The organism is Lactobacillus sp. JM1, assembly GCF_009834385.1.
GTDB classification, from domain to species: domain Bacteria; phylum Bacillota; class Bacilli; order Lactobacillales; family Lactobacillaceae; genus Lactobacillus; species Lactobacillus paragasseri.
In genome coordinates this window covers 982,250-1,001,111 of the sequence record NZ_CP044412.1, presented here as the reverse complement: position 1 = coordinate 1,001,111, position 18,862 = coordinate 982,250, and the positions used below count along the sequence as shown (strand labels likewise).

Here is an 18,862-nt window from a genome sequence, read left to right as displayed (position 1 = left end):
AAAAAATTACTCTAAAATCTAATAAAAATTAATTTCTTGTCGATGATTTTCTTCATATTCTTCTGCTGATTCCTGCAAATCATAAAAGTCAATTATATCTACAGGGTAATCATGTCCCTCTTGATACTTTTGGATGGCTTCATAATCATATTTGGGCTTACCAGGATGTTCAGGATCATAAATCAGAACTGCGCGGTCGGTATGTTCCAACATGAAACTTTGATAATTTTTTAATTGTGCTGGACTCATATAGGGATAATTTGAAGTAGCAGCAGTGAAATCAACTTGTTCGGTTAAATTTTGATACTTCATCTGATTATTTTCATTCCATCTTTTAGAAAATTCTAAATAAGGCGTCATCAAAGCCGTATGAATGCTGTATTCATTCTGAAGTTGAATTGCTGCTTCTAATGCCCATTGCTCAATTCCTAAGTTTGCGCCACTAATTATCCAGTCAATTTTTCCCTCTTCAAGTAAGCTTTTAAAATAATTAGTTAGAGTATATTTAATTACAGTTAACTTAGGATCCTTATCACTAAAGATACTTAATTCATACGAACGATATCCAGTAACCCATAGACGCTTCATTGATGATCCTTTCTTTCTCTAAAAATGATTTAAAATCTTTGCTATAATGCTAAACAGGAGTGATGTTGATGGTAAAATATCCAACAGGCAGTCTAACACATTATACTAAAGATCAAACTGACCTTCTGCATCCAAGAAAGCAAAAACATCGTAAAGATGTTGTATTTTCTGATCGTGGAATGAACCTAGAGCAACAAATCAATGAATCTAATAAGTATTATCTTCTTGAAGATATTGCTGTAGTTCATAAAAAGCCAACTCCGGTTCAAATTGTCAAAGTAGATTATCCCAAACGTTCTCGTACAGTCATTAAAGAAGCTTACTTTAGGCAGGCTTCTACAACTGATTATAATGGCGTTTATCAAGGTCGATATTTAGATTTTGAAGCTAAAGAAACGAGAAATAAAAGATCTTTCCCTTTGAAAAATTTCCATGAACATCAGATCATCCATCTTGAAAGATGTTTAAAGCAAAAAGGAATTTGTTTTACAATAATCCGCTTCGTAACTCTTAATCGCTATTTTGTAACTCCAGCGAGTTTTGTAATTAAAGCTTGGAAAACACCGCATAAGAGTTCGATGACACTTCAAGAGCTGATTGACAATTCAATTGAAATCAAAAGTGGATTTCGACCAACACTTCCTTACTTGGATGCAATAGATAATTTTATAGATAGGAACAAAAAGAATGGCAGATAACAATCAAAAGCCAACCAATTCTAGAATGGCTAACCTTCACCCCGAAGGTAAACCACGTAAAAGAATTTGGCTACAAATAATTAAATGGTTCTTTATTGTGGCAATGTTAATCATTGTTTCTGGGGTAGGACTATTTGCGTATTACGCTAAAGACGCTCCTAGCATTTCACAAGCTCAACTTCAAAGTGGAGGAACGAGTAGCCTTTATACTCGAGATGGGAAATTTCTTCTTTCTTTAGGTTCTGAAAAAAGAACTTACGTTAATAATGATGAAATTCCTAAAGAACTCAAAAATGCTATTGTCTCTGTCGAAGATAGGCGTTTTTATAAAGAAGGTATTGGGCTTGATCCAATTCGAATTGTTGGTTCTGTCCTAGTTAACGCTAAAAGCAAGGGCGTGGCTGCCGGTGGATCAACTATCACTCAGCAATTAGTTAAGCTTTCTGTTTTTTCAACTGCTGCTTCGCAAAGAACTCTTCGTAGAAAAGCACAAGAAGCATGGCTTTCAATGAAAGTTGAACGAGAATTTAGTAAAGAGCAAATTTTAGAGTTCTATATTAATAAGGTATATATGAATTACGGTAACTATGGAATGGGTACTGCAGCAGATTTCTACTATGGCAAGGATTTAAAGGATCTTGATTTAGCACAAACTGCTCTTCTGGCAGGGATGCCTAATGCACCAGTTACCTATGATCCATATGTTTATCCAGAAAAGGCTAAATATAGAAGAGATATTGTTTTAAGAGCAATGCTTAAAAACGACAAGATTACTAAGTCTCAATATACACAAGCTGTTAATGAGCCAATCACTCAAGGATTACAACCAAAGAAGAACAATGCAACTTCAGAATTAAGGAAGGTTGACGATCCATATATTAAAGAAGTAATCAGCGAAGTTAAGAGCAAAGGATTTAATCCTTATAATGACAACTTAAAGATTACAGTTAATATTGATCAAGATGCACAACAAAAGCTTTATGACCTAGTAAACAATGGATCAGTTCCATTTACTAACGATAAGATGCAAGTTGGTGCAACAATTATTGATCCAAGGACTGGTCACGTTATTGCTATTATTGGTGGCCGTAAGCTACCTTCTGTTCAATTAGGGTTAAATCGCGCTGTTCAAACTGGCCGTTCAACTGGATCAACTGTTAAGCCCGTATTAGATTATGGTCCAGCAATTGAATATCTTAACTGGCCAACTTCTCATATACTGGACGACTCTAAGTATGTTTACCCTGGTACTAATATTCAGCTTTATGACTGGGATAATAAATACGAAGGTAAAATGACTATGCGCCATGCTCTAGAACAATCCAGAAACGTCCCTGCAGTTAAGACCTTAAGCAGGGTTGGAGTTGCACGTGCATCGCTCTTTGCAAGAAAGCTTGGCGTTAACGTTCCTTCTGATTCTGGTTTATCAGTTGCAATCGGTGCTAATGCTTCTTCTCTTCAAATGGCAGGCGCTTTTGGTGCTTTTGCTAATAATGGTGTTTACCACAAGCCACAATTTGTTTCTAAAATTGAAACACCGGATGGTTTAACTAGAAATTATGATAGCAGTGGTACTAGAGTAATGAAGGAATCAACCGCATATATCATGACTGATATGCTTAAGGGTGTGTTAACTAAGGGTTCTGGTACACAAGCTCGAATTAAAAACTTATATGAAGCTGGTAAAACTGGTACTGTTAAATATTCAGATGAAGAATTGGTAAGATATCCTCAATACAAGAACTCGCCAAAAGATTCATGGTTTGTCGGTTATACTAAACTTTATTCAATGGGTATTTGGACTGGATACGATAACTTGAAAGATGGTACCCCTTCAGGCGTTGGTTCTTCTTCAGCTCAACTTCTATATAAGCAAATGATGTCTTATCTCATGACAGATAAAGCTAATAAAGATTGGACAAAGCCTAGCACAGTTGTTAGACGCAGAATTGCTAATGGTACCCAAGATAAAGTAGTTTCTCCTACTGCAAGCAATTCAAGCTGGCAATTATTTGTCAAAGGCCATGCGCCAAAAAATCCTTATAGCGAAGTAACCGTTGATAAACGGAAAGATGAAGATGACGACGTTGATACGAGATTTGATACAGAAGATGATACATCATCTAAGGGGCAATCTCATTCTCAAAGTAGCTCTTCATCAAGTCATGCTGAACAACAATCATCGAGTCAAAAGCAGTCATCAACTTCTAATAACAATAATAATTCAAATAATCAGAATCAAAACAATAATCAGCAAACGGAAAATAAATCCGATAATCAAAATAACAATTCCCAGCAAAATACAAATAATCAAAATAACCAAAATCAACAACAACATCAGGGAAATAATTCCAGTAATAATCATTAATTATTGAAATCAAATAAAAGCTCCAGAAGCATCATATCAGAGATGCCTTCTGGAGCTTTTTTGCATTGTATTTTAATTAAAAAAAGTCATTTTAAAGGTGGTAAAAAAGAATACGGATCTTGATCTTTAGTTCTAGCTGGCATTGTATATCGACCAAATAAAATCATTGCATGATGCGTCCGAATCCATTCTTCTTTTGGGAGTAATTCTTCAAGACGTTGTTCTACCTCGTGGGGAGTAGCTTTTTCCCCCACTATCTTAAATCTTTTAGAAATACGGGATACATGAGTATCAACTGCAATTGCAGGTATTTTAAAACCTTCTGCTAAAACAACATTAGCTGTTTTCTCTCCTACGCCAGGTAATGTCATTAAAGTCCTTTTATCCTGGGGAATTTCACCATTGAACTTGTCTGTAATGATCTGTGCTGTTTCCTTTAAATGCTTAGCCTTTGTGCGATACAAACCAATGGTGCGAATATGTGCTTCGATATCTCTAATATTAGCTTGGGCTAAGCTGGCGCTGTCAGGATAGTCATTAAAAAATTTAGGTGTTGTTTTATTAACCATCTTATCAGTAGTTTGGGCACTCATTAAAACTGCACAGAGTAAATGAAACTTTGTATCCCAGTGAAGCTCTCCTTTAGCATCCGGATAAAGAGATAAAATTCTTTTTAAAACTAATCGAGCTTCTTCATCCGATAATAATTTTTCCATTTAATCACCTAGTTTCGTTGCAGGAAATTTTTAATTTGATCTGTAGTTGTCAGACCATGTCGTTGCCAATTCAATAAAATTCGATCAACATACTTAAAATTATATACCTGCGCTAAAATTGCTTCACGCAAAGCCAATTTAACTATCTCTGGATTGTAATGGTCAATATTAAGCCAAGCAGCAATTTCTTGCTTTTCAATTGGACTTAAAAGACGTCCAAACTCAATTTCAAATTGTCTCACTAACTCTTGCAATGGATTTACTGATTGTCTTTCTTCTATTAGTTCTCCTGAACGAACTTGATCGTTAGCATTCGTCTCTCTCTCTTCAATAATTGTGTCTAATTTTTGATATAAAGGCTTGAGATCATAAAAATTTGTAATTCTACCTTCGCTATCTCTCTTTTGCCCTAATTCAAGTAATTCCTTATCAATTAAATCCTGAATTAGCTGCGACACTTCGACTGGCGATAAATTCATTCTTTCTGATAAATCATTATTGCTTGGAAAGAAATTATTCATTTGTTTGAATGATTCTAATTGCAATAAAAGCATTGCTTCAATTTCAGATATTTTTAAAGAGGGATAGTAACGTAATAGACTATTAGAAATGACTGTAAATCCTTCATTTTGGATAGCCGCAAAAGACGCCATACATTTTTCCTTTCAAAAAAAGCTGAACTAAAATAGTTCAACTTTTTATATTATATTAAATTATTGATTATGGTTGCATTCTGTTAATCAATCTTGGGAATGGAATAGCTTCACGAATATGATCTAACTTACAAATCCAAGCAATCGTACGCTCAAATCCCATACCAAAGCCAGAGTGAGGAACGCCACCAAATTTACGCAAGTCAAGGTACCATTGGTAATCTTCTAAGTTTAGCCCTGCTTCTTCAATTTGCTTTTTCAAAATTTCGTAGTTTCCTTCACGTTCAGAACCACCAAAAATTTCACCGTATCCTTCTGGTGCAATTACATCAGCACATAAGTATTCTTTAGGATTATCAGGATTCTTCTTCATGTAGAAAGGCTTAATTGTGGTTGGGTAGTTAACGATGAAGACTGGACGATCAAATTGTTCTGAAATATATCCTTCATCTGGGGCACCAAAGTCGTCACCCCATTTAATATCACGACCAGCTTCTTGAAGCATTTTAATAGCATCATCGTAAGGAAGACGAGTAAAGTTACCTTCAGTAGTTGGACGCAATTTTTCAGGATCTCTACCCAAGATTCTTAATTCGTATTCATTATTTTCAAGAACTTGCTTAACCATGTATGCTAAATATCTTTCTTGAATATCTAAGGATTCATCTTGGTGCATCCAAGCCATTTCTGGTTCCATCATCCAGAATTCTGTCATGTGACGACGGCCTTTAGATTCTTCCGCTCTAAATGTTGGACCAAAAGTAAAGATCTTACCGTAAGCCATGGCACCAGCTTCACCATACAATTGACCAGACTGTGATAAGTAAGCATCATTGTTGAAGTATTCTACGTGGAATAATTGTGTAGTACCTTCTGGAGCAGAATGCATAAAAATAGGTGCATCAAATTTAATAAATCCTTCTTTTTCAAAGAAGTCAACAGTTGCTTTAAACATAGTATTTCTAATTTGCATAATAGCAAATGGACGCTTTGATCTTAGCCATAAGTGACGATTATCAAGTAAGAAGTCAACACCATGTTCCTTGTTACCGATTGGGTAGCCTTCATTATTAGAAACAATTTTTAAATCTGAAATTTGAATTTCATAACCGAAGTGAGAACGCTTATCCTCATGAACAGTACCAGTAATATAAAAACTAGCTTCTTGACGTAAAGACTTAGCTGCTTCAAAAACTTCTTCAGAAACATCGTTCTTACGAACAACGCCTTGGAAAAATGCAGTTCCGTCACGTAATTGCAAGAAGATAATCTTACCACTTGATCGTTTATCAGTTAACCAAACATGCATCTTAACTTCTTGGTCTACATGTTTAGAAGAATCTTTAATTGAGATTAATTCTGTCATTACTTACCAACCTTTTTAATTAAATTTAATTTTATTATACTAAAAAATTGCTCGTTAGTTTAACAAATTTACAAATTGTCCGCATAGGCTAATTCTTTTCCGTTTTTAAAGTTGTAAAGAACATAGCCATAATTGCCGTTTTTCTTGTTATAAGTCACTTCCCAGACTGGCATTCCTTTGTACCAACCTAATTGGCATTTAAGATTATCATGTCCAGGATGAGCCTCATTAAAAATCTTTAATATTTGCTCTTCGCTTTTTCCTTTATTTGCTTGATAAAGATAAGCTTTTTTGCTTTTTGGCAAATAGATGAAGTAATACTTCTTTCCCTTCTTACTAGTCCCAGCTAAACTATTACTTTCTACACTTCGGCTCAGATGATAATTTTTGGTGATCGTAGTAATTGGTGTTTTTTCAAGTGCAATTTCATTAGTTTGTTTAACTTGATCATCTGCCCGTTTAGTTGCAAAGTAAAACACAAAACATAAACATAAATATATTACTGCAATAACTCCGACCACAATTCCAGTAATTTTAAGCCCTTTTTTTACATATTTATTCATTCTGCTTACTATTCCTTAAAACATTTAGTAGTTGTTGTTTGCTGACTTTTTTGGCACTTACAGGAAGGCCAGCTAAAAATTGCTCACCATAAGATTTATTCCAAACACGCTGGTCTAAAATTACAAAGATGCCATGATCACGCTCATTCCTAATCAAGCGACCACATCCCTGTCTAAACCGCAAAATAGCCCTTGGCAAAGTGTCAACTTCAAAAATTTTGTTAGCACCAACCTGCTTTTTTAAACATTCTGTTCGCAATTTTACTTCTGGCTGATCAGGCGATTCAAATGGTAAGCGCGTAACAATTGCCAAGTCTACCCCATTATGCTTGAAGTCAATTCCTTCCCAGAAACTATTTGCCCCAAGTAAAACAGCTTTTTCAGCAATTCCAAAACGCTTAGCAATCTTTTCATTTGAACCAGTTAATCCCTGAGCTAAAATTTCATAATCTTTTAAATTATTATTTTCACTTAACTTACTAAAGACATCACGAATAACATCTAAATTTGTAAACAAAACCAAAATATGATTGTAATTTTTAATTTGTGTAAGCAAATTACTGATAAACTCTTCATATTCAGGATTATTTGGATCTTCAGGCGCATCATTATCAGAGAGTGCATAGATTTTTAAATGTTTTTCAACCTTAAAAGATGGCTTAGCACGATAAGTTAGTGTTTTTTCAGGATCTAAATATAGGTTCTTAATTGTATATGAAAAATCATCTTGTTGCGCTAAAGTAGCTGAAATAAACAACTTTTTGTCAAAATATTGATATAATTGTTGCACTTCTTCTTCAGGATCAAGCATTAACCAAGTCAAATTGGTTGATAAGGGATCTTCCTCGTTACTAATTTCCAAAACAAATCCTTCATGATCTAATTTTTGTGGTTCGCTTAGCTGATCTAATAAAAGGTAATTCTGTTCTGAATAATAGTCAAGATGGTCTATCTCTTCTTGTAAGTCTCTTATTAAAACATCATCACTTGTCAAAAGATTCTTTTGCTGATGATATAACAAAAATAATAATTGATTTGTTTCTTGACGAACAATTTCAATATTATCCTGCATTTGACTTAGCAAACGTTTAAACTGAGGAACACTTCTAAATAAATCCTGTCCTTGAAAGCCTAAACTAACCGCATTTTGTATTCTGTCTTCCCGACTGGTAGCAAAATTTCGATTATCATAAAGTGCTTGCTGAACTTTGTTTATCGAGTGGATTAAATCGTTGGTATTTTTTTCAAGTTTATCCAAAATTATCTTAAACTCGATATTATTGCCAAATCTAACTTTTGCACTATCTTCTGCATAAAAAAGCAAGTTGCGCAAATGGCTGCACATGCCCCAAAAGCTTTCAAACTGGAGCGAATCATTTCTTGAACTTGCAACATTTTCAACAAAACGATGAGCCTCATCTACAACTAAAAATGGGTTTTGTCCCCAAATTGAATCCATATAATGGTTTGCCAAATAGGCATGATTCGTAATTAAAATATCAGCTTGCTCTTGTCTGCTCCGAGCCAGATTCCAAAAATCATATTCTGCAAATGCAGTTCCAATTCTTGCATCCCCGGGATGTTCAATTGCAGCGAATAATGGTGCTTGATAATTAGTTAACTGTAGTTCATCTAAATCACCAGTTTCAGTTTCAGTAAGCCAAATCAAAATTCCCATTTGTAAAATTAGAGTTTGCTGAATTGGATTATCAGTTTGATATAGTGAATTATAGAAACCGTCTAAATCTAAATAGTGACTGCTTGATTTAACAATTTGAGCGTCTAAATCTAAGTGAGTTACCCTTAAAAGTTGCGGTATCTCTTGTTTTAGTATCTGTTCTTGCAAGACCTTCGTAGGCGTTGCTACAACTAATTTTCTCCCTGAATAAAGTTCATATGCATACGCCATTAAATAGCTAAAAGTTTTTCCACTTCCATTTGGTGCCTCAACCACTAACGAGTTATCTGTATCACTATAGACGAATTCATGCAGTCGATTAATTAAACTTACTTGACCACGTCTAAATCGCAAATTTTTCTTAAATAACTTCTTCTTCTCATCATCACTTTGAGGGAACTCGCCTTTACTTGCAGTTCCAATTTGCCGCGTAGATCCAATTTGTTTCTTAAGAATTAAATGCTTTACTTGAATCAAATCTTTATCTAGTGGTCTCTTTGTTTGACGAGCAACTTGACCTATTTCATAAAAAATATAATCAGTATCTCGTAATAAGCCTTTAGATAAAGAAGTTAAAGTATTTAACGTTGCCTGAGGATGATTTTCAAGTTTTTTAATAACCTTTAGCAATAACTTAGCTGTTACTAAAGCATCTGAATCAGCTCGGTGGGGATTTAAATGCTTAATTTTTAAACGAGCAGTTAAGTCGCGTAATTTATAGGATGGAAAAGTTGGAAAAGCAATTTGAGCTAATTCAACTGTGTCAATTGCCTTTCCTGTTAATGGCTCTAAGCCAGCATTTACTAACTCATAGTTCAAAAAAGGGAGATCAAAATTAACATTATGCGCAACAAAAATTGTATTCTCTAAAATTTTTCGAATTTTGGGAGCATAGTACTTAAAATCGCGTGCTTGAGCAACATCTCTATTACTAATATGAGTTAAATTTTCAACAGCTTGAGGGATTTCACGATGAGGATTGATTAAGAATGAATACGTTTTTACTACCTTACGCTTTTTGATGATTGCACAACCAAATTGAATAATGTGATCGCCTTGATTACGCTGCGTGCCTGTAGTTTCAAGATCGACGACCGCAAAAACATCATCTGTAAAGGCTTTTTTCATAATAATCTCCCTTCTATTCTGTTTCTAGTCTACTGGGACCACTTTCCTTGCGTCAAGCAAAATCAAATATTTTCTAATAACCTTTTTATCATTATTCATTTCATTTAAGGCTTGTTCGTATAGTCGCAATTGTCCCGTATATTTTTGTTTAATTTTTTCAATTGCTTGCTCTTCATTTGTTTTATCAACAAAGTCAGTTTTGTAATCAAATAAAACTAGGCCATCTTTTGCTTCAAAATATCCATCCACCGTTCCGTGAACTAAAATCTTCGCGGATGGATCAGAAAAGTCACTAAATAATTCACTAGCATTAACGAGACTTGAAAATTGGCTTTCTCTGTGCAATTTATCAGGTTGCTTCCAAAATTCTTTAGCAAAATCACTCATTACAAACCAATTTAAAGCTTCTTTAGACAAATATGGAACCATTAAAGAATTCAGCTTCCCTAATTCAACAAGCTGATCGATTTCTTGGTCTAAATTTTCTAGGTCTTTATTACCTTCATAATTATAATATTGCAAAACTAAGTGCATTGCCGTTCCTATTTCAGCCCCAGTAAATTTTTGTTCTTCTAAAAATGTTGGTGTTTCATCAATTGGTTGCAAATAACGATTACTTGAAGAAATAAGACGAGAGTTTTCAAGTTCTTTATCGATTGGATCATTAAAAGCCTTTTTAATTTCAGATACAGATTGATAAGCTGTAGTCTTAGTAGCATCTTCAAACGGATACTTAAAGTCGTACAATTCTTGGACTACCTTATTTACTTTGGAATTTACTTCTTGACTGTTCTCATTTTGACTTTTAACTTTCTCAGGCTCTAAGTCAAGATCGAATTTTAAATAATAGAGCTTATCTTGTTCTTCTAAGGCAGAAGTCATATTTTGAATAGTTTGGTCAAAGTCATGTTTTTGTTCTAGTTTTGGTCCTAAGAAATCAAGCGGTGATTGAGCATTAATCTTTTTAACTAATGGAATTGTGTCTTTCTTTTGATCAAGCTCGCTTAGCCATTTCTTTTGTTTATTTTCAATTTCATTTACGCTTGCCACTAAGATCAATTTTTGCTGTGCTCTAGTTAAGCCAACATATAAAATTCTCGCTTCTTCTTCAAGCATTTGCTGTCTTTTTTGAACATCGGCTAAAGATTTAACCAGAGAATCAATACGATAATTGTTTTCTTTTATTGTTAAACCTAGTTCTTTTTGACTAATTGTAAAGTTCCCGCTTAAGTCTCTAGTTTGATACTGATGCCCTAATCCCATTACAAATACAACGGGAAATTCTAGTCCCTTAGAAGCATGAATGGTCATTAATTTCACTGCATTATCTGCTTTATCGCTTAAAAGAGGTTGAGCTAAATCTTTTTGATTTTTTCTCATTCGTTCAATAAAACTAATGAATTGATACAAACCTTTAAAACCAGCACTTTCATACGAAGTTGCCCGCTCATACAAAGATTCAAGATTAACCCTACGTTGTTGCCCGTTTGGCAGACCAGTAACAATTTCTAAAAGATGTGTTTTTTCGTAAATGCTCCAGATTAACTCAGAAATTCGGTGCGTAGCAGCAAATGAACGGAGTGTTTCAAGTTGCTTTAAAAATTCGCTACATTTCTTCCCTAAAGCCGAGTTAACTGAAGCAAAGCTAGTAAGTGCAGTATAAAAATTGCCCGCTGGAGTTTTAACGCGAAGTTGTGCAAGTTCTGGTTCTTTGAAATTAAATAGTGGCGATCTCATTACAGCTACTAGAGGGATATCTTGCTGAGGATTATCAATCAACCTCAAGTAATTCATAATCATAATCAACTCAAAAGTTTGAAAATAATTTTGCGCATCAGTAACAAATAAAGGTAAATCTGCTTTTGCAAATTCCTGCATTACCTGTAAATTATCGCTTCTCGTTCGTGTAATAATTGCAATATCTGAATACTCAAGTGGTCTTTTAAGCTGCGTTCTTCGATCCCAAACTTGAAAATTTTCTGCTTTTAATTGCTTAATTCTCGCAATTACCATCTGAACTTCGCTAAAATCCATTTCATCGCCATATTGGTCCTCATAAGCTGACTGTGTTTGCTTTTTATCGGTAAAAATGTATTCGCTTGCTGTCGGTAAATCCGCTGGATAATAGCTAGCTCCAAACTGTAATTGACCTTCTTTCTTATAGTCAATGCCACCAAAATTAGTTGTTAAAACTGGATTAAATAGTTCATTAACTGTTTTAGTAACCCTTTTTGTTGATCTAAAGTTATCAGCCAAGATGATTTTTTCACTATCATTATCTTTGCCATAAGTATGATACTTACTCAAAAAGAGGTCTGGTCGTGCTTGCCTAAAGCCATAAATTGACTGCTTGACATCCCCAACCATAAAAAGCGTGTTCTGTCCCTTCTTTTTAATGGCTTTAATGATATTTTCTTGCAGCGCGTTCACATCTTGATATTCATCAATCAAAATCTCGTTAAATTTTTCTTGATAATATTCTTGTGCAATATGCGCGTTTGAAGTATCTGTTGTCAAAATACTAAAGGCAAATTGCTCCATATCGCTATAGTCAATTAAATTTTGCTCACGTTTTAACTGACCAAATTTTTGAATTAGTTTTTTCTCAGCAGCAACAATTGTTTTAACTATTTTTTCTGATTTTTGAAGGACTGCTACTTGCTCTTTTTCTTCAACTACAAAAAAGCTAGCAAAAATTTTCTTAAGTTGATCATTTAAATCTGATTTTAAGTCCTGACTTTCTTGATAGACTTCAATGCTTTCATCCGACCATTTTTTAGATTTTCGTACTGCTTTTTCAAATTTACAATTCATTAAACTAGCACGAATTTCATTATAAGGCTGGTCCTTATTTAAAGATTCAAGAAAGCTATCTAGGCGGTTAGAAAAAATGTCATAATTTTCTTTAACTTTAGCTAAATCAGAGCCATTTATTTCTGGTTCAGCAAGTAGAGCTTCTACTTCTGCTTTTAAATCAGATACTTCTTTAAGTAAAAGCGGCTTTATTTGCTGTTGCCACAAATTAGATTGAATTAAATTGTCGCCTACTTCATAGCAAGTTGGCAGCTCATCGAGAAATTTTTCATAATTCGGTTGAGTCGTTACTGTATTATACAACTGCAATAGCAAGTTGCGGGCTCCTTCTGCATCACGATCTCCTGAAAAATTATCATAAAAATCCTGAAAGTCTTGATTATCTTCTTCAAGATAATCCGCCTCTATCTCTCGCAAAGCGCGTTCTTTCAAAAGCTCTCCTTGAGTCTCATCAGTTAAAACACTAAATTGCGGATCAAGGTCAATTACATAGTAAAAACGCCTAATCACATCTAAACAAAAAGAATCAATCGTAGAAATATTGGCTGTATCAATATCTAATAGTTGGTTACGTAAAAATTGGTTATCCGGTTCAACTTCAAGTTGATCACTTATTTTTTGTTTGATTCGTTCTTTCATTTCACGTGCTGCAGCTTTAGTGAAAGTAATAATCAGTAAAGAAGAAACCGGTGTGCCAGACAGAATTTTTTTTAAAACTCGCTCAACTAAAACTGTAGTCTTACCTGAACCAGCAGATGCAGAAACTAAGATATCTTTTCCAGAATCATTAATTGCCTGATCTTGTTCTTTAGTAAACTTTGTCACCTATTCATCACCATCCAAATCCAGTTTTTCTTTAATTAAGTTCAAAAGCGTCTTTTTATCAATTGCTTTAATTTTATGGTAATTATTTTCTTTTAACATAGCATCAAAGAAGAAAATATCTTTAAAGTCAGAATAAGTTAAGGAACTCTGTTGTCCGTAAGTATATGGATCAAGTTTAATCTTACCTGATAAAATCTCACTACCAGCATTCTTGATTAAGTAGGAATTATATGCCAGTAGCAATTCTAATTGATCAGGAGTAAAACTCTGATTTCGTGGCCAACTAATGTCGCCATTTACCTTTCTTTTAACGCTACTATATATTTCTGAATTAGCTCGATCTTTCTCCATTCCTGGTTCAATCAGGTCCAGAATCTCTTCATCAGCAATTAAAATTCCGTTATACATTAGTTTCTTAGTACTTTCTTTGAGAAGGTCCTTAATTTGATAGTTGCTCAGAATCATCTTATCACTACTTAAGCGTTCTAAGCTGCTAGTAATATTTTGATAAAAAGCTCCTAAAACATCTAAGTCTTTACCTTGAGCAAAAAACTTATTATTCTTTTTTAAGACTTCCAAATACGAAATCATTTGCATCGAAATTCCATTAGCAAAGAGACCTAAATCAAACTTTTTAGCAGAAGACTTATAGTCAATTACCTCTCCTAAAACTCGATCATTTACCTTAGCCAGATCAACTCGGTCCATTTTTCCTCGTAGATCAACAATCTTCTTTTTATTATTTTCATCTTTCCAACTATAGGATAGACCTGTTACTTTTTGATTTTTACCGAAACTTAATTCTGAATATTGTGGCCTAAAAGTTGTTTTATTTACATTGCTATGCCAATAATGAGCAACATTAGATGTGGTTTGGTCTAGCTTATGGAACAAATATTTATTGAATGGATCATTTAAAAGTTGACGATATCTGCCTTTTTCTTTTAATTCCTCTCGTACTTCAATTAGTAACTCTGTTAACTTACTATCAGTTAAATCAGCGAAATTTAAGTTTTTCTCTTTAATCTTTTTAACTAAATAGTCAAAAGTTTCATGATAATAATTACCTGCCTGAATTACATCAAGTTCATTTTCAAATCGCTTCTTTAAATGTAGGCCGTAATTTAAGAAATATTCAAAAGAATTCTGATAATAAGTTTCAAGTTGTGAAACTGAAGTCTCTATCCGATCTCCGTAAAGTTCCTGTGCCAATTCTGGTGAGAGATTTTCGGGAATATTCTTAAAGTTGCTTCCTTCAAGGACATTTTGAGCTACTTCGCCTATTTTCTGCTCAGTCATCTCTAAGATAGAATCTACCTTAACGGCTTGCTTGCTCTTTAAGTAAGTTAAATAGCCCAAACTAGCTTCCGGATTAGTCATAAAGGTTAAAAGATCATCAGCAGAATTAGGTAAATCATGCTGTGAAAACTCTTCTGCCTGGGTTAATCTAAGAAGTTGTTTATAAAAGATAGATGGTTCTAATCGTTCATTTGCCGTATTAATTACAGGATAGGAAATATAAATCTTATCACTGGCTAAACTTAATGCATTACCAAACTGATAATTCTGATCTAGATTATTAATTTTTTGTTGATCCTCTAAATAGCCACTAGTATTATTCCCATCATTTAGCTGTTCCAAGTTCTCTGAACTAAAGAAACCTGGAATTTTCTCAATCTGCGGTAAATTACTACTTGTTGCCCCAATAATAAATACTTGCTTATAACCTTGTCCTTGAACCATTCCCATTTCAGAGATGTTAACTGCATCAAGAGTAGATGGAATTTGCGAGAAATTAGCCTCACTAAATCCACTAATTAAAAGATCAAAAAATTGTTCTAATGAAAATTCCTTGGCTACCAATAAGTAATCCTTTAGCAAATCGTTTAGGGTTGACCAAACTTGTTCAGGCTGCTGCGCTAACTGTAAGTCTCCAGCATCATTTGCTTCTTTTCGCCAAGCCTCTAGTCTTTTTGCAACTCGATTTTTAATTAAGAAGTTCCAAAAAATTGTCACTCCAGCTTGCGGATCTTTCTCTGCTTCTATTTCTTCAAAAAATTTACTTAGAATACTGATAAAGTATTGACGTAATCGCTCAAGTTCTTCCACCTCTTGCTCTGACTTATCAAGTGCAATTACTTCCGCATCCACAAAGTTTTTTAAAGGCTTGTTCCAAAGACTTCCCTTAATACCATGTGCCAACACAAAGTTTTCAAGTAAATCCACATAGTTTTGATAACGTGCTACACTCTTATACCACTCGGGAATAAACAGCTGTGTTTTCATTAGCGCAATTACATTATCTGTTTGAAAACCACGCTTAAAAATTTGCTGGAGATTTTCTACTGCAACAACCAAGGGATGATATTTCATCTCCTTTTGCAGGTCATTGAAGAAGGGAATATTATTTTGACGCAAAATTGGCGTTAAGTAAGTTTCATATTCACTTAAATTTGGCGCTAAAACTAAAAAGTCTTGATAGCGATAGTGGTTTAAAGCAACTTGTTGGTAGATTGTCCGTGCGACAAAGTATGCTTCAGCATATCTAGAATCTGCTTTAACTGGTTGCAAAAATTTACTCAAACTTTCATCAAAACTGCTAGTCTTAGTCCAAACACCATTTAACAGGGAGCTAGGATTAGTCTGACTGAGTGGAAATTCAGTAGTTTGATAATTTAATTGCTGATTTTGCCAAAAATGCTCTAGTTGTCCAATTGTTCTTTGAACTACATAATCATAGTCTCCAGGTTCCGCTTTACTGTCTATCTTGCCGACTTTTGTCTTAAACGCTAAAGTTGTATTTTTAGCTTTTTTTGAAATTAAACGCACTGAAGTTAATTCCTGCAAGGAAAAATGCGAAAAATCAGAAAAATAAAATTCCATGCTGCTCAAATTGTTGCTTTTAGCTAGAAACTCATTAAGCAGGAGCTGCATTTCATCTTTTGTTGCAAATTTTTCAGATAGCCGTTCGATAAAATCATCATAGATAATTCGCAAATCATGGACTTTATAGCTGGTTTCTTCATTTAATTTTTCATTATCAATATTTTCTAGTTCAATATTTCCAGCCCGAACGGATAAAATTGCTTCATACATTTGCTTTAAGGCACCAGACGTAATCTGATTCTTATTTTGAAATAGTTTTAGTTCGTTCTGATGATCCTTAACAATTTGCTCAAGTAACATCACACTAGCAGCATCATCTAAAATCTGGGGCAACTTGATTGCTTCATCCTTCAAAAAATACCAAGCTAGTCGTGAAAACGATAAAATGTGCAATTTATTAACTGCTACTTGTTTTTTATTCGTTAAAACAGAGAGCTTGCTAAGTGCGCGTACTTCTGTGGTAAACTTAATATGGTTTGGCACGATAATAAAAACATCGTGCGTTTTATCTTGGTAATATGACTTAACAGCTTGATCAATAATATCATTTTGCAAGTTGTCTACTTGTCTACCAGTAATTACATTAATCATAAGTCTCAAGTCTCCTTAGCAAATATTTTAGCATATGGAACAAACGAAATAGACTTAATGAAATTTATAATATAGGAACGATAATCGTGAATAAGAAAGTTGAAATTAAAGCACATGGAAAAGTGATTCTAATTGGTGAACATTCTGTTGTGTATGGATATAATGCACTTGCTTTACCAATTCAAGCCCTAAATATCAGCACAACTGTTGAAGAAACTGCTGGTCCTACTTGGATGGATACAAATCACTACCACGGTGCTTTTTTTGATGCACCAGATGAATATGACGGCATTAAATATATTGTTAAAACTATGTTAGCTAAAGTTGCAGATGCACCTAACGTTAAAATTACTTATAGTGGTGAAATTCCAATTGAACGTGGTTTAGGTTCAAGTGCGGTTGTAGCTCTCGGTACAACCAAGGCTTTATCACAATTCTTAAATTTGAATTTAGATCACGATGAAATCATGGAAATTACTAACCATGCAGAAATGATCAACCACGGTAAAGCTTCTGGACTTGATGCCGCTACTGTTAGCTCAGACTATCTAGTCTTCTTTAATAAACAGGATGGTCCGCAGCAACTTTCTCAAAAATTAGGTGCTACCCTCTTGATTATGGATACTGGCGAACTTGGAAATACCAAAGTGGCGGTTCAAGCAGTTAAAAAGCAAATGGACGAAAGTGATCTCAAAAAGAAACAAATTACCCGTCTTGGTGAGCTTGCTACTGCCACTCAAGAGAATTGGCTAAAACAAAATGCTAAAGAAATTGGTAAGATCTTTAACGAAGCTCAAAGCATTTTAGCCTCATTCGACCTTTCAACTAAAAAAATTGATAATATTTGTAAAATTGCTAACGAAAATGGTGCCTTAGGTACTAAGTTATCTGGCGGTGGCCTTGGCGGAATCGTGATTGCGCTATGTCTTGATCAAGAAACGGCACAAAAAATTGCCAAAAAGGCTCAAGCAAATTTTGATAATTACTGGATTGAGGAAATCTAATGAAAAAAACTGCTCGTGCGCATACTAACATTGCGCTAATCAAATATTGGGGAAAATCTAATCAAGCTTTGAAGACCCCGCTCATGTCTAGTCTATCAATGACCTTAGATGCCTTTTATACCGATACTACTTTTGAACATGATTCTTCACTAACTGAAGATACATTTATTTTAAATGGTCAAAAGCAAACACCTGAAGAAAGTAAACGAGTTTTTAATTATATTCACCTATTACAAGAAAAATTTGGCTTTAATGATCATTTTACAATCAAGTCTACTAACCACGTTCCCACTTCGGCTGGCCTTGCTTCGTCAGCATCTGCCTTTGCAGCTTTAGCAACCAGCTTTGCTGCAAGTTATGGCTTAGATCTTTCAAGAAGAGAACTTTCGAAATTGGCACGTCTTGGATCAGGATCAGCAACAAGATCGATTTATGGCGGTTTTGTCGAATGGCAAAAAGGAATTGATGATGCAAGTTCTTATGCTGTTCCAATTGATGAAAATCCAGATCTTGAACTGTCCCTATTAGCACTTGAAGTTGATACAAAACAAAAGAAAATTTCTTCAACAAAAGGGATGAAATTAGCTCAAACATCTCCTTTCTATCAGCCTTGGTTAGCTAGAAATAAACAAGAAATTGTTGAACTAAAACAAGCAATTAAGGAAAAAGATTTTACTAAGATTGGCAAGCTCAGTGAATTAAGCGCTAATGAAATGCATGCTTGCAACCTAACAGCTAATGAGCCCTTCACATACTTTGAACCAGAGACAATTAAAGCGATTAAATTAGTAGAGAATTTAAGGCAGCAAGGCATTGAATGTTACTATACAATCGATGCTGGTCCAAATGTAAAAATTCTCTGTACCTTAAGAAATAGAAAAGAAATTATTTCAGCTGTTCAGAAATCATTGACTAATGTTAAAATAGTCGTTGCGAGTTTCGGCCCAGGCGTTACTCTGCTTTAGTAATTTGAAAATAAAAAGA

The 18,862-nt window shown here is 34.3% G+C and carries 12 protein-coding genes; 4 read left to right on the top strand and 8 right to left on the bottom strand.

The features are described from left to right. Nucleotides 1-18 precede the first annotated feature (18 nt). Nucleotides 19-588 carry a DUF1273 domain-containing protein gene (locus F3I00_RS05125; RefSeq protein ID WP_020807372.1) on the bottom strand — a complete coding sequence of 190 codons (570 nt, stop codon included), beginning with the start codon at nt 586-588 and terminating at the stop codon, nt 19-21. A 68-nt stretch (nt 589-656) separates the two neighbouring features. On the opposite strand from F3I00_RS05125, the gene recU reads away from it, so the two are divergent. Then, entirely contained in the window at nt 657-1,286 is a 630-nt protein-coding gene (recU, locus tag F3I00_RS05120) for a Holliday junction resolvase RecU (protein WP_159311022.1), read from the top strand. Beyond that, the gene (locus F3I00_RS05115) at nt 1,276-3,654 is read left to right on the top strand and encodes a PBP1A family penicillin-binding protein (RefSeq protein WP_020807373.1); all 2,379 of its coding nucleotides are present in this window, start codon (nt 1,276-1,278) and stop codon (nt 3,652-3,654) included. The genes recU and F3I00_RS05115 overlap by 11 nt, the downstream gene beginning before the upstream one ends. Nucleotides 3,655-3,740: 86 nt before the next feature. Here F3I00_RS05115 and nth read toward each other — a convergent pair whose 3' ends face one another. From nth to F3I00_RS05080, 7 genes are all read right to left on the bottom strand, one after another. Then, nucleotides 3,741-4,370: an endonuclease III gene (gene nth / locus F3I00_RS05110; protein ID WP_020807374.1), complete on the bottom strand. Its 630-nt coding sequence runs from the start codon at nt 4,368-4,370 to the stop codon at nt 3,741-3,743. Nucleotides 4,371-4,378: 8 nt separating this feature from the next. Then, a complete protein-coding gene (locus F3I00_RS05105) occupies nt 4,379-5,023 on the bottom strand; it encodes a DnaD domain protein (protein ID WP_020807375.1) in 645 nt (214 codons plus the stop codon). A 67-nt stretch (nt 5,024-5,090) separates the two neighbouring features. Next, complete coding sequence (gene asnS / locus F3I00_RS05100) at nt 5,091-6,389, bottom strand: asparagine--tRNA ligase (RefSeq protein WP_003648867.1); 1,299 nt, start codon at nt 6,387-6,389, stop codon at nt 5,091-5,093. A gap of 68 nt (nt 6,390-6,457) precedes the next feature. Further along, nucleotides 6,458-6,952, bottom strand: coding sequence for a PepSY domain-containing protein (locus F3I00_RS05095; RefSeq protein ID WP_159311021.1), 495 nt, complete (start codon nt 6,950-6,952; stop codon nt 6,458-6,460). Further along, the gene (locus F3I00_RS05090) at nt 6,945-9,758 is read right to left on the bottom strand and encodes a helicase C-terminal domain-containing protein (RefSeq protein WP_020807377.1); all 2,814 of its coding nucleotides are present in this window, start codon (nt 9,756-9,758) and stop codon (nt 6,945-6,947) included. Before F3I00_RS05090 ends, F3I00_RS05095 begins: the two co-directional genes overlap by 8 nt. A 24-nt stretch (nt 9,759-9,782) precedes the next feature. Beyond that, complete coding sequence (gene addA, locus F3I00_RS05085; RefSeq protein ID WP_159311020.1) at nt 9,783-13,397, bottom strand: helicase-exonuclease AddAB subunit AddA; 3,615 nt, start codon at nt 13,395-13,397, stop codon at nt 9,783-9,785. Continuing rightward, complete coding sequence (locus F3I00_RS05080) at nt 13,398-16,874, bottom strand: PD-(D/E)XK nuclease family protein (RefSeq protein WP_020807379.1); 3,477 nt, start codon at nt 16,872-16,874, stop codon at nt 13,398-13,400. It abuts the gene before it with no gap. Nucleotides 16,875-16,960: 86 nt separating this feature from the next. On the opposite strand from F3I00_RS05080, the gene mvk reads away from it, so the two are divergent. Both mvk and mvaD read left to right on the top strand, forming a co-directional pair. Then, nucleotides 16,961-17,878 carry a mevalonate kinase gene (mvk, locus tag F3I00_RS05075; protein ID WP_020807380.1) on the top strand — a complete coding sequence of 306 codons (918 nt, stop codon included), beginning with the start codon at nt 16,961-16,963 and terminating at the stop codon, nt 17,876-17,878. Beyond that, nucleotides 17,878-18,843, top strand: coding sequence for a diphosphomevalonate decarboxylase (mvaD, locus tag F3I00_RS05070; protein ID WP_020807381.1), 966 nt, complete (start codon nt 17,878-17,880; stop codon nt 18,841-18,843). Before mvk ends, mvaD begins: the two co-directional genes overlap by 1 nt. Nucleotides 18,844-18,862: the final 19 nt, after the last annotated feature.

Coding starts and splice junctions, on each gene's coding strand:
- F3I00_RS05125 (WP_020807372.1), bottom strand. CDS start 588: ATGAAGCGTCTATGGGTTACTGGATATCGTTCGTATGAATTAAGTATC.
- recU (WP_159311022.1), top strand. CDS start 657: ATGGTAAAATATCCAACAGGCAGTCTAACACATTATACTAAAGATCAA.
- F3I00_RS05115 (WP_020807373.1), top strand. CDS start 1,276: ATGGCAGATAACAATCAAAAGCCAACCAATTCTAGAATGGCTAACCTT.
- nth (WP_020807374.1), bottom strand. CDS start 4,370: ATGGAAAAATTATTATCGGATGAAGAAGCTCGATTAGTTTTAAAAAGA.
- F3I00_RS05105 (WP_020807375.1), bottom strand. CDS start 5,023: ATGGCGTCTTTTGCGGCTATCCAAAATGAAGGATTTACAGTCATTTCT.
- asnS (WP_003648867.1), bottom strand. CDS start 6,389: ATGACAGAATTAATCTCAATTAAAGATTCTTCTAAACATGTAGACCAA.
- F3I00_RS05095 (WP_159311021.1), bottom strand. CDS start 6,952: ATGAATAAATATGTAAAAAAAGGGCTTAAAATTACTGGAATTGTGGTC.
- F3I00_RS05090 (WP_020807377.1), bottom strand. CDS start 9,758: ATGAAAAAAGCCTTTACAGATGATGTTTTTGCGGTCGTCGATCTTGAA.
- F3I00_RS05080 (WP_020807379.1), bottom strand. CDS start 16,874: ATGATTAATGTAATTACTGGTAGACAAGTAGACAACTTGCAAAATGAT.
- mvaD (WP_020807381.1), top strand. CDS start 17,878: ATGAAAAAAACTGCTCGTGCGCATACTAACATTGCGCTAATCAAATAT.